General features: G+C 58.3%; 6 protein-coding genes and 1 tRNA gene. 5 read left to right on the forward strand and 2 right to left on the reverse strand.

Going from position 1 to position 19,932, the window contains the following annotated elements:
- Positions 1 to 593 precede the first annotated feature (593 nt).
- Positions 594 to 669, reverse strand: a tRNA-Asn gene (locus tag ACEVBK_RS08215).
- A gap of 154 nt (positions 670 to 823) precedes the next feature.
- Here ACEVBK_RS08215 and uvrB point away from each other — a divergent pair.
- The 5 genes from uvrB (at position 824) to ACEVBK_RS08240 (ending at position 18,130) form a co-directional block, all read left to right on the forward strand.
- The gene (gene uvrB / locus ACEVBK_RS08220) at positions 824 to 2,818 is read left to right on the forward strand and encodes an excinuclease ABC subunit UvrB (RefSeq protein WP_375058116.1); all 1,995 of its coding nucleotides are present in this window, start codon (positions 824 to 826) and stop codon (positions 2,816 to 2,818) included.
- Between the two features lie 608 nt (positions 2,819 to 3,426).
- The gene (locus ACEVBK_RS08225) at positions 3,427 to 12,945 is read left to right on the forward strand and encodes a BapA/Bap/LapF family large adhesin (protein ID WP_375058117.1); all 9,519 of its coding nucleotides are present in this window, start codon (positions 3,427 to 3,429) and stop codon (positions 12,943 to 12,945) included.
- 318 nt (positions 12,946 to 13,263) lie between these two features.
- Complete coding sequence (locus tag ACEVBK_RS08230) at positions 13,264 to 14,649, forward strand: TolC family outer membrane protein (protein WP_375058118.1); 1,386 nt, start codon at positions 13,264 to 13,266, stop codon at positions 14,647 to 14,649.
- Positions 14,646 to 16,832, forward strand: a complete 2,187-nt coding sequence (locus ACEVBK_RS08235; RefSeq protein ID WP_375058119.1) for a type I secretion system permease/ATPase — start codon at positions 14,646 to 14,648, stop codon at positions 16,830 to 16,832. The genes ACEVBK_RS08230 and ACEVBK_RS08235 overlap by 4 nt, the downstream gene beginning before the upstream one ends.
- A 41-nt stretch (positions 16,833 to 16,873) precedes the next feature.
- Positions 16,874 to 18,130: an HlyD family efflux transporter periplasmic adaptor subunit gene (locus ACEVBK_RS08240; protein WP_375058120.1), complete on the forward strand. Its 1,257-nt coding sequence runs from the start codon at positions 16,874 to 16,876 to the stop codon at positions 18,128 to 18,130.
- A 6-nt stretch (positions 18,131 to 18,136) separates the two neighbouring features.
- Here the strand turns inward: ACEVBK_RS08240 and ACEVBK_RS08245 are convergent, their stop codons facing one another.
- Positions 18,137 to 19,876: a hypothetical protein gene (locus ACEVBK_RS08245; protein WP_375058121.1), complete on the reverse strand. Its 1,740-nt coding sequence runs from the start codon at positions 19,874 to 19,876 to the stop codon at positions 18,137 to 18,139.
- Positions 19,877 to 19,932 lie beyond the last annotated feature (56 nt).

The following is a 19,932-nucleotide window of genomic DNA, read 5'->3' on the forward strand; positions in this document are numbered from 1 at the left end:
GGGCGGCAAAGCTTCTCAGCAAGAAGATACAGGGACGCTCAATGTGGCGATACCAGGGACAGTGACTCTGTCCCCTTTCAAGCGGTGCCGACTCAGGTTGGTGCCGTTTTTATTATTTAAGGGAGTAAATTGCACCAAGGTGGTGAAAGGAGACGCTTTAACCCAGTCAAGAGGCCCCGAATGGTGCAGCAAACTGGGCGGGCAATGGGCGTGTTGTTTTTTTGCTGGTGATTTTTTTCAAGCTGTCAAGATCGCGCTTCGCAAGGGATCAGACTCAAAAGGTTATACACAGCGGGCGCGGCCCTTGTGCCGAAAGGGCTTGGCTCACTTATCCACCATTTCTGTGGATAAGGTTGTGGATTGGCTAGATAAAACCGGTGCAAAGCCAGCTGTAGCAGGCTTTTCCAATAAGTCGGCAAAAAATTGACCAAAGTATATTTTTTTTAAAAACAATAAGTTAAAAATAGATACAAGAAATTTCCGCTCAGTATCTGAACGGTAGTACCAGGACTAGAGCAAAAGCACAAAATGTGGGTTTCTGTGAAAAGTTGCAGCTGAAATGGTGGATAAGTCAAGTGGAGCAGAGCAGAATTTGGCTCCCCCTGCTGGACTTGAACCAGCGACATACGGATTAACAGTCCGCCGTTCTACCGACTGAACTAAGGGGGAATCTCATGAAGAGGCGGCAGATGATACGCAGCCCCCGGGGGCGGGTCAAGGATAAAATCGGTTTTTTCGTGACTTGGGGGGGAGGTTACGTTTTCGCTTAAATTTACCGGTCCGGCAGGGGTAAACTGGACATTGCTTGAAGAGGAGAGCGGCAATGAGCAAAGACTTCCAACTGGTCAGCGACTATCAACCCGGCGGCGATCAGCCCAACGCGATAGCGCAACTGCTGGAGGGCATCGATGCCGGCCTGGCACACCAGACCCTGCTGGGGGTGACCGGCTCCGGCAAGACCTTTACCATGGCCAACGTCATCGCCAGGCTCAACCGGCCCACCATGATACTGGCTCCAAACAAGACCCTGGCGGCCCAGCTCTACGGCGAGATGAAGGAATTCTTCCCCCACAACGCCGTGGAGTACTTCGTCTCCTACTACGACTATTACCAGCCCGAGGCCTATGTGCCGACCACCGACACCTTCATCGAGAAGGACGCCTCCATCAACGATCATATCGAGCAGATGCGGCTGTCGGCCACCAAGGCGCTGATGGAACGGCGAGACGTGATCATCGTCGCCTCGGTGTCGGCCATTTACGGCCTGGGCGACCCCCAGTCCTATCTGAGCATGATGCTGCACCTGCGTACCGGCGACCGGCTCCACCAGCGCGACATGCTGCGCCGGCTGGCGGAGCTGCAGTACAGCCGCAACGACGCCGCCTTTCAGCGTGGCACCTTCCGGGTGCGGGGCGAAGTGATCGACATCTTCCCGGCGGAGTCCGACAGCGAGGCGGTGCGGGTAGAGCTGTTCGACGACGAAATCGAGCGCATCAGCCTGTTCGACCCGCTCACCGGCGCCGTGCAGCAGAGCCTGGCCCGCTTCACCATCTACCCCAAGACCCACTATGTGACCCCGCGCGAGACCCTGCTGGACGCGATAGAGCAGATCAAGGTGGAGCTGCAGGCGCGCAAGGCCCAGTTGCTGGCGGCCAACAAGCTCTTGGAAGAGCAGCGCATCAGCCAGCGCACCCAGTTCGACATCGAGATGATCCAGGAGCTGGGCTACTGCTCGGGCATAGAGAACTACTCCCGTTATCTCTCGGGGCGGGGGGAGGGCGAGCCGCCGCCTACCCTGTTCGATTACCTGCCCGGCGACGGCCTGCTGATCATCGACGAGTCCCACGTCACGGTGCCGCAGATCGGCGGCATGTACAAGGGCGACCGTTCGCGCAAGGAAACTCTGGTGGAGTACGGTTTCCGGCTGCCTTCGGCGCTGGACAACCGGCCCCTGCGCTTCGAGGAGTTCGAGGCCCTGATGCCGCAAACGGTATTCGTGTCTGCCACCCCTGGCCCCTATGAGCTGGACAAGTCAGGCACTGACATCGCCGAGCAGGTGGTACGCCCCACCGGTCTGCTCGATCCCGAGCTGGAAGTCCGGTCGGTGGCTACCCAGGTAGACGATGTGCTGTCGGAAGCCCGTGCCCGCGCCGAGCGGGATGAGCGGGTGCTGGTTACTACCCTCACCAAACGCATGGCGGAGGATTTGACCGAATACCTGAACGATCACGGGGTGCGGGTGCGTTACCTGCACTCCGACATCGATACCGTGGAGCGGATGGAGATCATCCGCGACCTGCGCCTGGGTCAGTTCGACGTGTTGGTGGGCATCAACCTGCTGCGCGAAGGGCTGGACATGCCGGAGGTCTCGCTGGTGGCCATTCTGGACGCGGACAAGGAAGGCTTCCTGCGCTCCGAACGGTCGCTTATCCAGACCATAGGGCGCGCGGCGCGCAACCTGCGCGGCAAGGCCATCCTCTATGCGGACCGCATCACCCGCTCCATGGCTGCTGCCATCGGCGAGACCGAACGCCGCCGTGAATTGCAGCAGCGCTTCAACGAGGAGCACGGCATCGTGCCCAAGGGGCTTAACAAGCGTATTACCGATGTGATGGATCTGGACGGTACCAAGCGGATCGGCTCCAAGCGCGCCAAGGAGAAGACCCCGGCGCATCTGCCCACCGCCAAGGAACTGGCGACCCAGATTGCCGAGCTGGAAAAGAGCATGTTGGATCACGCCAGAAATCTGGAGTTCGAGCAGGCGGCCGCGGTGCGTGATCGCATCCACCTGCTGCGGGAGCAGCTGATTCGCAGCTGATAAAAACTTGGCTGGCATGGACTGCCAGCCAGGCCGAATTCCGATCTGTTCCCACCACTATTTCCAGCCCGGTCACGGTCACAACCCTGGCCGTTATTTCCGCTACCAAATAACTGATCCTAATTTTCCTATAACCACTGCCGTAACCACCTCGACAGCAGTGGGTATTATCTATTTGGTATTATTTATTTAGTTATTGCCTGTTTCTTTAGATGAATAACATGAAACCTAGTAAGTCTTAATTATTGTTTTTGTATTATGTGATTAAGTATTAATGCTTTGGTTGTGTTTTGGATTAAATCGTTGGGTTTGGTGTTTAAATATATATATATAATTATAAAGAATAGTTTTTTTGTATTTTCATTTTAATCTGGTACGGCCAGTATGTTTTATTATACGCGTCTAGCACTTTTCTATTGCTATCTCTCACAATGCAACTAAATTTGATACTTGCGTGGTAAGTGCCGCGCGGGTCTCTTATGGCAGCACGGAATTATCATCATCCTATGAACAGGAATAAAAATTAAAGAGATGGAGGGGAGTCCAACTATTAATGGCTGTTTGTGTAGTAAAAAAATATAACTACGGGAAAATACAAGGATAAACACATGACACAAGCCACGATTGTCGCCAAATCCAGCGGTGCTACGGCGGCAGCTCCGCTGGATAACGTTATTTTAGGTTCGCCGAGCATCGTCAAGCTCCCCATTAGCAGGGGACAGGTAACAGCGTTGAGACAAAGTGGGCGGGATCTGGTAGTCACCCTGATGTCAGGGGAAGTGATTACCATCGCCAACTTTTTTGTTGTTGAAGGCGAACTACAAAGTGAACTGGTTCTTGAAGACGAAGGGGCCCTCTGGTGGTGGCAAGGTGCTGCCACGGGAGAGCTTTCCTTTGTTCCGTTGGACTCTCTCGATAGCCTTTTGATGCTGACCCAGTCGCAAGGCGCTATTCCCGGCTGGTTATACGCCGGATTAGGCATATTGGGTCTGGGCATTATTGCCTTGTCTGGTGGTTCTAGCAGCTCAGATAGTGATGATACCGATGCGGACGCCGATGCTGACGCAGACGCCGATGCCGATGCCGACGCGGATGCCGACGCGGATGCTGATGCGGACGCCGATGCAGATGCGGATGCTGACGCCGATGCTGATGCGGACGCGGACGCCGATGCAGATGCGGACGCGGATGCAGATGCGGACGCGGATGCGGATGCTGACGCCGATGCTGATGCGGACGCGGATGCCGATGCAGACGCTGATGCGGATGCCGACGCTGATGCGGATGCGGATGCGGATGCCGACGCTGATGCCGATGCCGACGCTGATGCCGATGCCGATGCTGACGCTGATGCCGATGCGGACGCTGATGCCGATGCGGACGCAGACGCCGATGCGGATGCTGACGCCGATGCAGATGCCGATACAGATCCCCTCGATGCGCCGACCAATGTTGCGATTAGTGAAGATGGCGCCATCGTCACTGGTAAGGGCGAACCGGGTTCCCCTGCTATCGTGAGAGGCCCTAAAGGTGATGTGATCGGTAAAGGTGTGGTGGGTAACGACGGTAATTTCAGAGTCGAACTGAGCGCACCGCAGGTCGATGGCGAAGAGCTGGAAGTTACCCAGGCCGACGAGGCCGGCAATGAGTCCGGGCCCGCCCTGGTTACCGCCCCGGATCTGACCGCGCCGGATGTGCCCGTAGCCGAGATCAATGATGACGGCACCGTTGTCAGTGGGACGGGTGAGCCGGGCACCAGCGTAACTGTGAAGGATCCCGAAGGGAACGTGATCGGCGAAGGAGAGGTGGACGAAGACGGCAACTTCGACGTCGAACTAAGCACGCCGCAGGTCGATGGCGAAGAGCTGGAAGTGACCCTGACCGACGAGGCCGGCAATGAGTCCGAGCCTGTCCTGGTTACCGCCCCGGATCTGACCGCGCCGGATGCTCCGACCGATGTTGAGGTTAGTGAGGACGGTACCACCGTCACCGGTAAAGGCGAACCGGGCACCAGCGTGACCGTGAAGGATCCCGAAGGGAACGTGATCGGTGAAGGCGAGGTGGACGAAGACGGCAACTTCGACGTCGAGCTGAGCACGCCGCAGGTCGATGGCGAAGAACTGGAAGTTACCCTGACCGACGAGGCCGGCAATGAATCCGGGCCTGCCCTGGTTACCGCCCCGGATCTGACCGCGCCGGATGCGCCCGTAGCCGAGATCAATGACGACGGCACCGTTGTCAGTGGGACGGGCGAGCCGGGCACCAGCGTGACCGTGAAGGATCCCGAAGGGAACGTGATCGGCGAAGGCGAGGTGGACGAAGACGGCAACTTCGACGTCGAACTGAGCACGCCGCAGGTTGATGGCGAAGAACTGGAAGTGACCCTGACCGACGAGGCCGGCAATGAATCCGAGCCCGCCCTGGTCACCGCCCCGGATCTGACCGCGCCGGATGTGCCCGTAGCCGAGATCAATGACGACGGCACCGTTGTCAGTGGGACGGGTGAGCCGGGCACCAGCGTGACCGTGAAGGATCCCGAAGGGAACGTGATCGGTGAAGGCGAGGTGGACGAAGACGGCAACTTTGAAGTTGAGCTGAGCACGCCGCAGGTCGATGGCGAAGAGCTGGAAGTTACCCTGACCGACGAGGCCGGCAATGAATCCGAGCCTGTCCTGGTTACCGCCCCGGATCTGACCGCGCCGGATGCTCCGACCGATGTTGAGGTCAGTGAGGACGGTACCACCGTCACCGGTAAAGGCGAACCGGGCACCAGCGTGACCGTGAAGGATCCCGAAGGGAACGTGATCGGCGAAGGCGAGGTGGACGAAGACGGCAACTTCGACGTCGAACTGAGCACGCCGCAGGTCGATGGCGAAGAGCTGGAAGTGACCCTGACCGACGAAGCCGGCAATGAATCCGAGCCCGCCCTGGTTACCGCTCCGGATCTGACCGCGCCGGATGCTCCGACCGATGTTGAGGTCAGTGAGGACGGTACCACCGTCACCGGTAAAGGCGAACCGGGCACCAGCGTGACCGTGAAGGATCCCGAAGGGAACGTGATCGGTGAAGGCGAGGTGGACGAAGACGGCAACTTCGACGTCGAACTAAGCACGCCGCAGGTCGATGGCGAAGAACTGGAAGTTACCCTGACCGACGAAGCCGGCAATGAGTCCGAGCCTACTGTGGTCGTTGCCCCTGTGATTGATGATACAGACGCCGATGCGGACGCTGACGCTGACGCCGATGCGGATGCAGACGCTGATGCCGATGCGGATGCTGATGCCGATGCCGATGCCGATGCGGACGCCGACGCTGATGCGGACGCCGACGCTGATGCCGATGCTGATGCCGATGCGGATGCCGATGCGGATGCAGACGCCGATGCCGACGCAGACGCCGATGCGGATGCCGACGCCGATGCCGATGCGGATGCGGATGCCGATGCTGATGCCGATGCCGATGCGGATGCAGATGCCGATGCGGACGCCGATGCCGATGCCGACGCAGACGCCGATGCAGATGCTGATGCGGACGCCGATGCGGATGCCGATGCAGATGCCGATGCCGACGCAGACGCCGATGCCGACGCTGATGCGGATGCGGATGCCGACGCCGATGCCGATGCTGATGCCGATGCGGATGCCGACGCAGATGCGGATGCCGACGCTGATGCGGATGCAGATGCAGATGCGGATGCGGATGCTGATGCCGATGCGGATGCTGACGCCGATGCAGACGCCGATGCCGACGCCGATGCTGACGCCGATGCAGATGCCGATGCAGACGCCGATGCCGATGCCGATGCCGACGCCGATGCGGATGCCGATGCGGATGCCGATGCTGATGCCGACGCGGACGCCGATGCCGATGCCGACGCCGACGCGGATGCTGACGCCGATGCCGATGCGGATGCCGATGCGGATGCCGATGCTGATGCAGACGCCGATGCGGATGCAGACGCGGACGCCGACGCAGATGCCGATGCGGATGCGGATGCCGATGCCGATGCCGACGCCGATGCCGACGCCGATGCGGATGCCGATGCTGATGCGGATGCAGACGCCGATGCTGATGCAGACGCCGATGCGGATGCAGACGCGGACGCCGACGCAGATGCTGATGCGGATGCGGATGCGGACGCCGATGCGGATGCGGATGCCGATGCCGATGCGGATGCAGACGCCGATGCGGATGCCGATGCCGATGCAGATGCGGATGCCGACGCTGATGCCGACGCCGACGCCGATGCGGATGCTGATGCCGATGCCGATGCCGATGCCGATGCGGACGCCGATGCGGACGCGGACGCCGATGCTGATGCCGACGCGGACGCCGATGCCGATGCCGACGCCGACGCGGATGCTGACGCCGATGCGGATGCCGATGCGGATGCCGATGCGGATGCCGATGCGGATGCGGACGCCGATGCCGACGCCGATGCGGATGCCGATGCTGATGCCGACGCCGACGCCGACGCCGATGCCGATGCCGACGCCGATGCCGACGCCGATGCGGATGCCGATGCTGATGCGGATGCAGACGCCGATGCTGATGCAGACGCCGATGCGGATGCAGACGCGGACGCCGACGCAGATGCTGATGCGGATGCGGATGCGGACGCCGATGCGGATGCGGATGCCGATGCCGATGCGGATGCAGACGCCGATGCGGATGCCGATGCCGATGCAGATGCGGATGCCGACGCTGATGCCGACGCCGACGCCGATGCGGATGCTGATGCCGATGCCGATGCCGATGCCGATGCGGACGCCGATGCGGACGCGGACGCCGATGCTGATGCCGACGCGGACGCCGATGCCGATGCCGACGCCGACGCGGATGCTGACGCCGATGCGGATGCCGATGCGGATGCCGATGCGGATGCCGATGCGGATGCGGACGCCGATGCCGACGCCGATGCGGATGCCGATGCTGATGCCGACGCCGACGCCGACGCCGATGCCGATGCCGACGCCGATGCCGACGCCGATGCGGATGCCGATGCTGATGCGGATGCAGACGCCGATGCTGATGCAGACGCCGATGCGGATGCAGACGCGGACGCCGACGCAGATGCTGATGCGGATGCGGATGCGGACGCCGATGCGGATGCGGATGCCGATGCCGATGCGGATGCAGACGCCGATGCGGATGCCGATGCCGATGCAGATGCGGATGCCGACGCTGATGCCGACGCCGACGCCGATGCGGATGCTGATGCCGATGCCGATGCCGATGCCGATGCGGACGCCGATGCGGACGCGGACGCCGATGCTGATGCCGACGCGGACGCCGATGCCGATGCCGACGCCGACGCGGATGCTGACGCCGATGCGGATGCCGATGCGGATGCCGATGCGGATGCCGATGCGGATGCGGACGCCGATGCCGACGCCGATGCGGATGCCGATGCTGATGCCGACGCCGACGCCGACGCCGATGCCGATGCCGACGCCGATGCCGACGCCGATGCGGATGCCGATGCTGATGCGGATGCAGACGCCGATGCTGATGCAGACGCCGATGCGGATGCAGACGCGGACGCCGACGCAGATGCTGATGCGGATGCGGATGCGGACGCCGATGCGGATGCGGATGCCGATGCCGATGCGGATGCAGACGCCGATGCGGATGCCGATGCCGATGCAGATGCGGATGCCGACGCTGATGCCGACGCCGACGCCGATGCGGATGCTGATGCCGATGCCGATGCCGATGCCGATGCGGACGCCGATGCGGACGCGGACGCCGATGCTGATGCCGACGCGGACGCCGATGCCGATGCCGACGCCGACGCGGATGCTGACGCCGATGCGGATGCCGATGCGGATGCCGATGCGGATGCCGATGCGGATGCGGACGCCGATGCCGACGCCGATGCGGATGCCGATGCTGATGCCGACGCCGACGCCGACGCCGATGCCGATGCCGACGCCGATGCCGACGCCGATGCGGATGCCGATGCTGATGCGGATGCAGACGCCGATGCTGATGCAGACGCCGATGCGGATGCAGACGCGGACGCCGACGCAGATGCTGATGCGGATGCGGATGCGGACGCCGATGCGGATGCGGATGCCGATGCCGATGCGGATGCAGACGCCGATGCGGATGCCGATGCCGATGCAGATGCGGATGCCGACGCTGATGCCGACGCCGACGCCGATGCGGATGCTGATGCCGATGCCGATGCCGATGCGGACGCCGATGCGGACGCGGATGCCGATGCGGATGCCGACGCTGATGCGGACGCTGATGCGGACGCCGACGCGGATGCCGACGCGGATGCGGATGCCGACGCCGATGCGGATGCCGACGCTGATGCGGACGCCGATGCGGATGCGGACGCCGATGCGGATGCGGATGCAGACGCCGATGCCGACGCGGATGCGGATGCAGACGCCGATGCGGATGCAGATGCGGATGCCGATGCAGACGCCGATGCGGATGCCGACGCCGATGCGGATGCGGATGCCGACGCCGATGCCGATGCCGACGCTGATGCGGATGCCGACGCCGATGCGGATGCAGATGCTGATGCCGATGCGGATGCAGACGCCGATGCTGATGCGGATGCCGACGCCGATGCGGATGCCGATGCGGATGCCGACGCCGATGCGGACGCCGACGCGGATGCTGATGCGGATGCCGATGCCGATGCCGACGCAGACGCTGATGCGGACGCCGATGCCGATGCAGATGCCGACGCCGATGCGGATGCCGACGCTGATGCGGATGCCGACGCCGATGCCGATGCTGATGCCGATGCGGATGCCGACGCTGATGCTGATGCGGACGCCGACGCCGACGCCGACGCGGATGCGGATGCGGATGCCGACGCAGACGCCGATGCTGATGCGGATGCGGACGCCGATGCGGATGCCGATGCCGATGCCGATGCGGATGCCGATGCCGATGCCGATGCCGACGCCGATGCGGATGCCGATGCCGACGCAGACGCCGACGCAGATGCCGACGCCGATGCCGATGCGGATGCAGACGCCGATGCGGATGCCGATGCGGATGCCGACGCCGATGCCGATGCCGACGCAGACGCCGACGCAGATGCCGACGCCGACGCCGATGCGGATGCGGATGCAGACGCCGATGCTGATGCAGACGCCGATGCAGACGCCGATGCGGATGCCGACGCCGATGCAGATGCGGATGCCGACGCGGATGCCGACGCCGATGCGGATGCCGATGCCGATGCCGACGCCGATGCGGATGCCGACGCAGACGCCGATGCGGATGCAGACGCCGATGCGGATGCTGATGCGGACGCCGATGCGGACGCCGATGCGGATGCAGACGCCGATGCGGATGCTGATGCGGACGCCGATGCGGATGCTGACGCGGATGCCGATGCGGATGCCGATGCCGATGCAGACGCCGATGCCGATGCCGATGCCGATGCGGATGCGGACGCCGATGCGGACGCGGACGCCGACCTTGATGCTCCCCTGCTGAGTATCGATGCGGCAGCCGATGGCTATATCAATGCGGAAGAACTGTCTGCCGGTGTAATGGCCGAGGTTAACTTCGAGGCCAGTGTCGATGCACTGTCCGAAGGCGACACCATCACGCTAACCGTTATTGGTGAAGGCGGCGCTGAAACCGTTGTCGAGTACGAACTGACCGCCGACGATATTTCCAACGGTAGTGTCAGTATCCTGCTGGATATGGAGGGCATACCGGAAGGCAATGTCAGTGTTACCGCAACCATCAGCAATGAGTCTGGCGAAAGCGAACCCTCCGCAGTTGTTGAGTTCGAGCTGGATACCATCGCACCGGAGATGCCGAGCGAACTGGTGTTCAATGACGACGGCAGCCTGAGCGGGGTGGCCGAAGCCGGTACCACCGTTACCGTATTCGATGACGAGGGCAACGAACTGGGCAGTGCCGAGGTGGATGGCGAAGGCAACTTCACCGTCGAATTTGGAGCACCGCTGGCCGAAGGTCTGGTCGTTACCGTGGTCGCGGTGGACACGGCTGGCAACAGCAGCGAAGCGGCCGACATCGAGGTGCCGATTGTGGTTGAGCTGGAAGCCTTCGACAACCTGGCAACCGCTGAAGTGGGCATTGTGCCGGTCAGCACCGACAGGGATCCGGAATCCGGTTCCGATACCTTGTTGCTGACGCTGTTCGGCTCTTCCTCTACCTATGAGTTTACGGTGGAAGAAGGCAATGTATCCGATCTGGCCTTTACGGCCGATGTCGGCTCGTTGGTGGGGCTGTTCGACGGCACCTTTATCGATCTGCAGGTGTTCGAAAACGGAGAGTGGGTATCCTTCGCGAATTCATCCGGCGGTGGCCTGCTTGACGTATTGGGCATCTTCGGCGAAGCGGCGCTCGTCGAAGCCAGTGGCCTGGAAGCCGGTGAGTACCGGGTAGTGTACGGCAGTACCGATGTGCTCAGTGCTGGAACCACCGTTAGCTGGACCGCGGAGATCACCGACATCAGCCTGACCGATTACCTGCCCGGCGAGCTTATCGCTGCATCCGGCAACGTGATCACCGATGCGGATCAGGACGGCAATACCGATGTGGTTACCGATACCACCACTGTGGTGGCGGTGAATGGCGAAGCCGTGCCGCAGGATGGTTCGTCGCTGGTGCTGGTGGGCAGCCACGGTACCCTGGAAATCTTCCAGGACGGCAGCTACACCTACACACCAAACGCGGATCTGGAGGCAATCGGCCAGGTCGACAGCTTCGAGTACACCCTGCGTGACTCGGCTACCGGCCAGGAAGCCACCGCCACCCTGCATGTTCGTGTCGACAGCCAGGATGCCGACCTTATCTGGGACGACGAGGATCTGTCCGCGCCCGCCACTACCGTGGAGGCAACCGACGATCTGGCCACGGCCCAGATAGAAGTGGCGAACCTGGTGACCACCGAGGTCGAAGAAGACGCTATCAGCTACAGCTGGCTTATCGGCCTGCTTGGTGCCGTTATCGGAGATACTTCGGGGAATACCAGCTTCTCGTTGGCAGAGGATACCTCCACCGACCTGACCATCAATATCGATGTGGGTAGCCTGGCCTCGCTGCTGGACTCTGTTGACTTCCAACTGTTCAAGCTGGAAGAAGATGGCACCGAAACCCTGGTTATGGATATGGCACAGGCTAGTCTGCTCGATTTGATCAGCCTGTTCCCCACTAGTGTGGAAGTGACGGTAGAAGGGATGGAACCCGGTGACTACCGGCTGGATGTTTCTAACGGTAGTGCAGTAAGCCTGCCCGGTTCGGTCACGGTGGATCTGACCTACGAGACCACGCATCTTAAGGACTTTGTCTCCGGAGAGGCGCATGAGGTATCGGGCAATGTTATCGACGACAGCGCGGATCACACCGGCACACCGGAAACCACACTCAGTGTGCTGAAGGATGGCGGCTTTGTGATACCGGGTGTTGGCGGTGTCGTGGTTGAAGGACAGTACGGTACCCTTACCATTATGTCCGACGGCTCCTACACCTATGTGCCCAATGCCGATCTTGACAACATCGGTCAGGTTGAAACCTTCACCTACAAGCTCACCCATCCGAACGGTGATGAAGATACGGCGACGCTGTTCATCCGTATCGATACTCCGGATATAGCGCTGAACTGGGATGATGATAATCCTGGCGACGCCGTCGGTTATGTACTAAACGACGGCGATGGTATGCTGCAGGGCTCCGATGGTAACGACACCCTCGATGGCAGGGCCGGTGGTGATCTTACCTTCAACGCGGGCGATGGCGACGACCTGATCGTTCTGTACGATACGGCGTTTAACTCCATTGACGGTGGTGAAGGTTTCGACACCCTTTACTGGAACGGTGATGCTACCTCGATCATGCTCAGCGATATTGCTGGAAAAATCGACAATATCGAAGCCATTGACCTCAACGATAGTAGTGCGGTTGGGCTGACCGTCACATTGCAGGATCTGCTGGATGTGACCGACGAGGCGACCAACACGCTGTTTATCCGGGGAGATGGTGACGACACCGTCGAGCTGGTCGGTAACTGGTCCGCGCCTGTGGGCGACACCTTGAACGGTATTGATTATGTTGTTTATACCAACGAGGATGATCCCACTAGCCAGCTGTGGATTCAGAGCGGCATTAGCGTAATGTAACGCGCCTGCAATACTATGCCGGGCCTCAGGGCCCGGCATATTTAAATCCATTCTTTTATTAACCAGGTATTTAATCAGGTAGCCTTTCTCGTCTTCTATTTGTTTTTATATATCTCTCCTTAATACTTATTGATTAATACATTCTTCCATAAAATAACGCTTGCCCACTGCTCCTTGCAGTATCTATGCTATGACTACGTTAAATTGAAAAAATCGCAAAACCCTTTTCTTTTCATGAGGTTTTTTTGCGCACATAACAAAAAACACAAGTACGGGAGTTTTACTGTGAAACCATGTTTGCCAGTAAAGATACTAGGGATGGCTTCTCTTTTCTCTATAACAACATGGTCTGCCTCAGCTGTCTGGGCCAGTGACCAAAGACAAAGTCAAGAGGCTATAGGGATAATAAACCCGCATACATTGCAGTCCGGTTTCTCCGCGTTTCCCGAGGAAAATTATTATTCTCCCCTGGGCAGTGGGGTTGAAACCGATCTGTCCGGTGTGGTGAAGCGAGCGGTAAATTGGCACCCCAGTATAGCGGGAGCCATTGGTCGGCTGTACCAGCAAAACGAGCAGGTGACTGTTGCCAGGGCGGGCTACTACCCACAGGTTAGTGCCGGCCTCAGTGCGGGGTACGATTCCTCACTGAATGGCAGCAAGAACAGCCAGTCGGTAAGCCTGTCCGCTTCGCAGATGCTGTACGATTTTGGCAAGGTATCCAGTTCGGTGGATGCTGCCTCGGCCGGCGTAAATAAAAACCGCGCCACCGTGTTGCTGGCTATCGATACGGTGGCGCGCGACACCGCCCAAGCCGCCATCGAGGTACAGCGCTATCAGTCGTTGCTGGATATTGCCAGGGAACAGATAAAGGGCGTGTCCGCCATTGCGGCCCTGGCACAGCAGCGCAGTGCGATGGGGGCCAGCTCGCGCTCCGACGTGCTGCAGGCCCAGTCCCGTATCGAAGCCGCACAGGCCACCGAACTGCAGCTGAGCGCCCAGCTCAACCGCTGGCAGGGCGTGCTGCTTAGCCTGGTGGGCAGCCGTACGCCGGTTAGCCTAGGGAAGACATTTCCGGTGGCGCTGAGCGATGCCTGCCTGAATGCCTCGCTGGATTTGTCGATGGTGCCGGAGATGCTGGTGGCCGAGGCGGAGCGGGTTGAAGCGCAGGCTCTGATGGAGCAAGCCAGGGCCGAGGGGTTGCCGACCCTGTCGCTGGATCCCAGCCTGCGGCGTTACCTTGATGATCGCGTCAGCGATAAAACGGAATTCAGGGTGGCACTGAATGTGTCGATGCCGGTTTATCAGGGCGGCTCTATTACGGCGCGGCAAAACGCGGCCCAGTTTGCCCTGCAAACGGCGGAAGCGGCAAGAAATGCCGCCCAATTGACGGTCAGCCAGGGGCTGCTGGAGGCGCGGGAACAAACCAACAGCCTGGGCCAGCGCCTGGTCAGCCTGGGGCTGCGCGAGCAGAGCATTTCCGAAACCCGGGATCTCTACCGCCAGCAATACCTTTCCCTCGGAACCCGGAGCCTGCTCGATTTGTTGAATGCGGAGCAGGAAATCCATCAAGCTGGCTTCGATCGGGTGAATACCCGCCATGATTTGCATCGTCTGCAGATCGACTGCTTGTATAACACCGGTGCCTTGCGAACCGCTTTCCAGTTGGAAAACAGCAAGATACAAGGTGTGGAGGTTCGCTCATGAGTGATGTACTGCATTTAAGAACCCATGAGGAAGAGGGCGAGCCAGCAGAGCGCGCGACCAAGGTAGATTATCGTCCCTGGCTGGATGCGATTCTTACTGTGGCGCGGCATTACCGCCTGGAGTATTCGGTAGAAAACGTGCGAATGGCGGCCCAATGGGAGTTGGATGAACCATTCGAACAGGTGCTGAGGCAGATGGCGAGGCAGGCCGGGCTGACGGTCAAGTTTGCCTCTTTCGATGAAACGTTGCTGACTTCCTGGCGGTTGCCCCTGGCGGTGCAATTCAATGATGGCCAGGTGGCGGTGATCGATTCTATCGACAGCAACGGCCGGGCAGGCCTGGTCTACAGCGGTGATCAGGGGCTGCAAACCAGCATCGACAGGGAAGAGCTGGCCGGCAACCTGGTGCGGATGGTGATTTTGCGTCCGGCCCGAGCGGTGGCCGATGCCCGGGTGGACGATTATATCAAGCCCTATGAGCGCAACTGGTTCAGAGAAATCATTCTGCGCGACATCAAGCCCTATGGGCACGTACTGTTGGCCACCATGGTGGCCAACATACTGGCGCTGGCCGGCATCCTGTTTTCGCGACAAGTGTACGACCGTGTTATTCCCGCCGAGTCCATGCCCACCCTTTATGTCCTGTTCGGCGGGGTGATGCTGGCCATTGTGTTCGACTTCATTATGCGCCTGATGCGGGTGAGAATTACCGATTTAATGGGCAAGCGCGCCGATATCCGCATCTCCGATCGGGTGTTCGGTCACGCCGTTCGCTTGCGCAACAGTGCCAAGCCGAAGTCGACCGGTACCTTTATTTCCCAGATCCGGGAACTGGAGCAGGTGCGGGAGCTTATCACCTCCACCACCGCAACGGCCCTGGTAGACTTGCCTTTCTTCCTGCTGTTCCTGTTCGTGTTCTGGTATATCGCCGGTCCTCTGGCGCTGGTGCCGGCCGTGGCGCTGCTGCTGCTGCTGCTGCCCGGCCTGCTTGCCCAGGGCAAACTGAAGGAGTTGTCCAGGGAGTCGATGCGCGAGTCGTCTTTGCGTAACGCCATGCTGGTGGAAACCATCCAGGGCCACGAGGATATCAAACTCCTGCAGGCGGAACAGCGGTTCCAGCATGAGTGGAATCACTACAACGCGGTAACCGCGGATGTAAACCTCAGGTTGCGCTTCCTGACCAATATGCTGACGGTATGGGCGCATAATGTGCAGACCTCGGTCTTTGCCGTGGTGGTGCTGTTCGGTGCCCCCATGGTGATGAACGGAGATCTTACCACGGGTTCTCTGGTGGCGGCGTCCATCTTGGCGTCGCGCATGATGGCGCCGATGGCGCAGCTGACCCAGGTCATGAGCCGGTGGCAGCATGCCAAGGTGGCGCTGGAAAGCCTGAACAACCTGATGCAGCTGCCGGTGGATCACCCGGAAGGCAGCAAGCGGGTGCACAAGCCGGTGATACAGGGTGACTACGACTTCAGTCGTGCGGTGTTGCAATACGGCGAAGATGCACCCGCCCCGGCGCTGACGGTGGCGGAGCTGTCGATCCGGGCTGGCGAGCGCATCGCGGTGCTCGGCAAGAATGGTGCCGGCAAGTCGACTCTGTTGCAGGCGCTGGCCGGGGTACTGGAGCCGGTCAGCGGTCAGGTCAACCTGGACGACGTCCGTATGTCTCATATCGACCCGGCCGATATTCGGCGGGACGTGGGCCTGCTGACTCAGAACGCCAAGCTCTTTCACGGCACCGTGCGCGAAAACCTGACCATGGGGGCGCCGAACGTGTCCGATCAGGAAATCATCTCCGCTCTGTCGATGACCGGGGCCTTCGACTTTATACAAAAGCTGCCGGACGGCATGGATCACATGATCCTGGAAGGCGGCGCAGGGTTGTCCGGCGGCCAGCGGCAATCACTGCTGCTGTCGCGGCTGATGATCCGCCAGCCGCATATCGTGTTGCTGGACGAGCCGACGGCCTCGCTGGACGAAGCGACCGAGCGCCGGTTTATCGAGCAGCTCGGCCAATGGGGCAAGGGCAAAACCCTGGTGGTGGCGACCCACCGCATGAGCATGCTGAGCCTGGTCGAGCGGATTATCGTGGTCGATAACGGCAGGGTGGTGCTTGACGATACCAAAGAGAACGCCATCGCCAAACTCTCCGGCCCGAAGAAAGGCCAGAAGTCACGCTAATGAGTGGTGAGAGCAACAAGGGTTTACTAGGGGTAAAAGACATGACGATTCAAACCGGACGGGAGCTGGTTGTTAAGACACCAGGAGAAGGAAGGAACATCGCCATACTGGATGGCGGATATGACCAACGCTATCAGCATTACAACGACGATGTGGACGAGGCTACCGTGATCCGGTCCACCCGGGTGGTATGGGTGTTCTTTCTGCTGCTGGCGGTGTTGGGAACCTGGTCCTATTTTGCCGAGGTGGATGAGGTTTCAACCGGGAGCGGCAAGGTGGTGCCCACCTCGCGGGAGCAGGTGGTGCAGTCGCTCGAAGGCGGCATTCTGGCGATGTTGAGCGTCAGGGAAGGGGATATTGTGGAACAGGGACAGATCCTGGCTCAGCTTGATCCCACCAAGACGGAATCCAACGTGGAAGAAAGCGCGGCCAGGTATCGGGCCGCGCTGGCCAGCGTGGGACGATTGACCGCGGAAGTAAACGGCACCGCGCTTGCTTTTTCGGAAGAGCTTGCCGGCTACCCCGCGTTGGTGGCGGAAGAAACGGAGCTCTACCACACGCGCCAGCACAGCCTGAATGAGTCGCTGAAGGGGATCAACGAGTCATTGAAGTTGCTCAACAGTGAGCTGGCTATTACCGAAGCGCTGGCGAAGGCCGGCGCGGCAAGCAATGTGGAAGTATTGCGCCTGCGCCGGCAAAAAGCCGAAATGGAGCTGAAAGCGGTGGACTTGCGCTCCCAGTATCATGTGCGTGCGCGGGAAGAGCTGGCCAAGGTCAATGCCGAGGTTGACGCGTTGTCGTCGGTGATCAAGGGGCGGGCCGATGCACTGACCCGGCTGACGCACCGTTCTCCGGTACGGGGCATTGTCAAAGACATTGAAGTTACCACCATCGGTGGTGTGATCCCGCCCAACGGACGGCTGATGGAGATTGTGCCCCTGGATGAACAATTGCTGATTGAGGCCCGCGTTTCTCCGCGTGATATTGCCTTCATCCATCCGGGGCAGGAAGGCAAGGTAAAGATCACCGCTTACGACTACAATATCTACGGTAGCCTGGATGGCAAGGTGGTCACCATTTCACCCGATACCATCCAGGATGAAGTGAAACCGGAAGTATTTTACTACCGAGTGTTTATTCTTACCGAATCCGACTCTCTTGAAAATAAAATAGGGACCCAATTCCCGATAGTCCCAGGTATGATTGCCACGGTTGACATTAAAACCGGTAGCAAGACCGTTTTTGATTACCTGGTAAAACCGTTCAACCAGGCGAAGGAAGCGTTGAGGGAACGGTAGTTTTTGCTAACCTTCGTTACCGCGATTGTATGCTTGTAACATCCCGGGAACAATGTTGATTGCCCCGGCATAGTTTTTACTGGCTAATCTACGTTCGAATTCATATAGGCGAGTTGCCCATTGTACTTGCCATGGAGATATATCAAGCATCTCCGGTCGATGGAGTGCTGCTTTTTTCAACGCAATTTCAAGCTGGTTTTCTATGTCAGGGCTTAAGGTCCAACTGGAGCCTACTGGTTCCCAGCGCCACTGGCTCCAGTCACATATCAGTACATCATCGCTACCCGTTTTGCTCATCAGACGCTCACCCAGTCCCGGTAGTACCAGTTGGCGTGGCAGTGTGGCGAGCTGTTCAAGTATAACGGACCAGCAAGACTGTATATCAATACAAGCCCGTTCATTTTTTTGGTTTTCCGAAATCGAGACAAGCAAGGGCCAGGGAATGTTTTTTAATCTCTCTAATAGATGAGGGTGAGAGCGGTCATAACGCTCGATTAATTCTTTCGGTAGATCACAACCCATTAATTTCGTGCGTAAATCGGGTAATGTTTTACTCCGTTCTACAGAATTAATCCAGTTTTCAGTGGGCTCGACTCGGAGCAGTATACATTGAAACTGCTCTACCTTTTGATGTTCAATGATAATTGGTGCAGGCCAGTAATTTTTCGCTACTTTTAAGATGTCAACTTCATGTTCTGCACTGGTTTCATATGAATGATTATGGATCTTTAAAATAAATGAAGAAGTATTTGTGAGCTGTGTATTTTTAACGTTAACTTTCAGGTAGGCGATATTTCCAGCATTGGCCAGACGACAACTAATTTCCAAAGGGAGTTTTGTCGGTTGATCGTGTTTTGAGAGTATTTCTTGGATCCATCTCGCTCTGGTTGAAAAGTCAAGAAGATGGTGAAAGCTTTGTTCTATATGTATTGCTGGTTGCCATGATGAGTTATGTAGAAAAAGTGAACGTGCGCGGGGGAGTTGTCGATTAACCATATATAATCGATGCAAAATTTGAGTGGATTGCAGTAATCCTTGTCTTACTAAAATAAGAGAAATAAAAAGGATAAGTAATGAGGGCATTCTTTCTTGCCAATAATCCCATGCTACCCAAGAAAGTACACAAATGAAACCTATATGCCACCAAAGTTTATAGAGTAAAGGGAGCAACTTTTCCACTCGTTGCTGTCTAGATGGGAAAGGTTTGATAAGGGAAATCCACACTCCGGTCCAAAATATCCCATAGATCATTATAACAATAAGTAGGTTGGGATAAAAAAAGTAAAGCCATCCTGTGACGATCAAGCAAAATACAGCCGATGCTTGCGCTTGTAGCAGGTGGCTGTATAGCTGATAAGCATGGACTTTGTGATTGTTAAATAAACCGGTCTTTTGGTGATTTTCAAGAAGACTGTTAGCTCCTTTTTTACATACCCAGCTGGCACTTAGCTCACAGAAAAGATGAAAAATAAGACTGAGTAAAATTGCCATGCCTAGTATTGTTACCTGTATCTTTAATTCAAAACGAGCGAGTGATGATGGCAGTCCTTCTGGGAGAGTACCACTGTACAGAAGCATTAATAATTTCCAGGGGAGAAGTAATGTAGTCAATAATGCCAGCTGGGATAAAACGCATAATAATATAACAGTCATCATACTTATAGGGGTTGTTTTTATTATGGATCCATAAATAGAGTGGAAGAGTGACAGTTTTTTTGGAATGGCTGTTGATACAAGTGTTGACATGCTACCACCTTTCTACTTCTATTTATTATTAGTCAACGGAAAAATGCTGGGATGCT

The organism is Zobellella sp. DQSA1, assembly GCF_041950555.1.
Taxonomy (GTDB): domain Bacteria; phylum Pseudomonadota; class Gammaproteobacteria; order Enterobacterales; family Aeromonadaceae; genus Oceanimonas.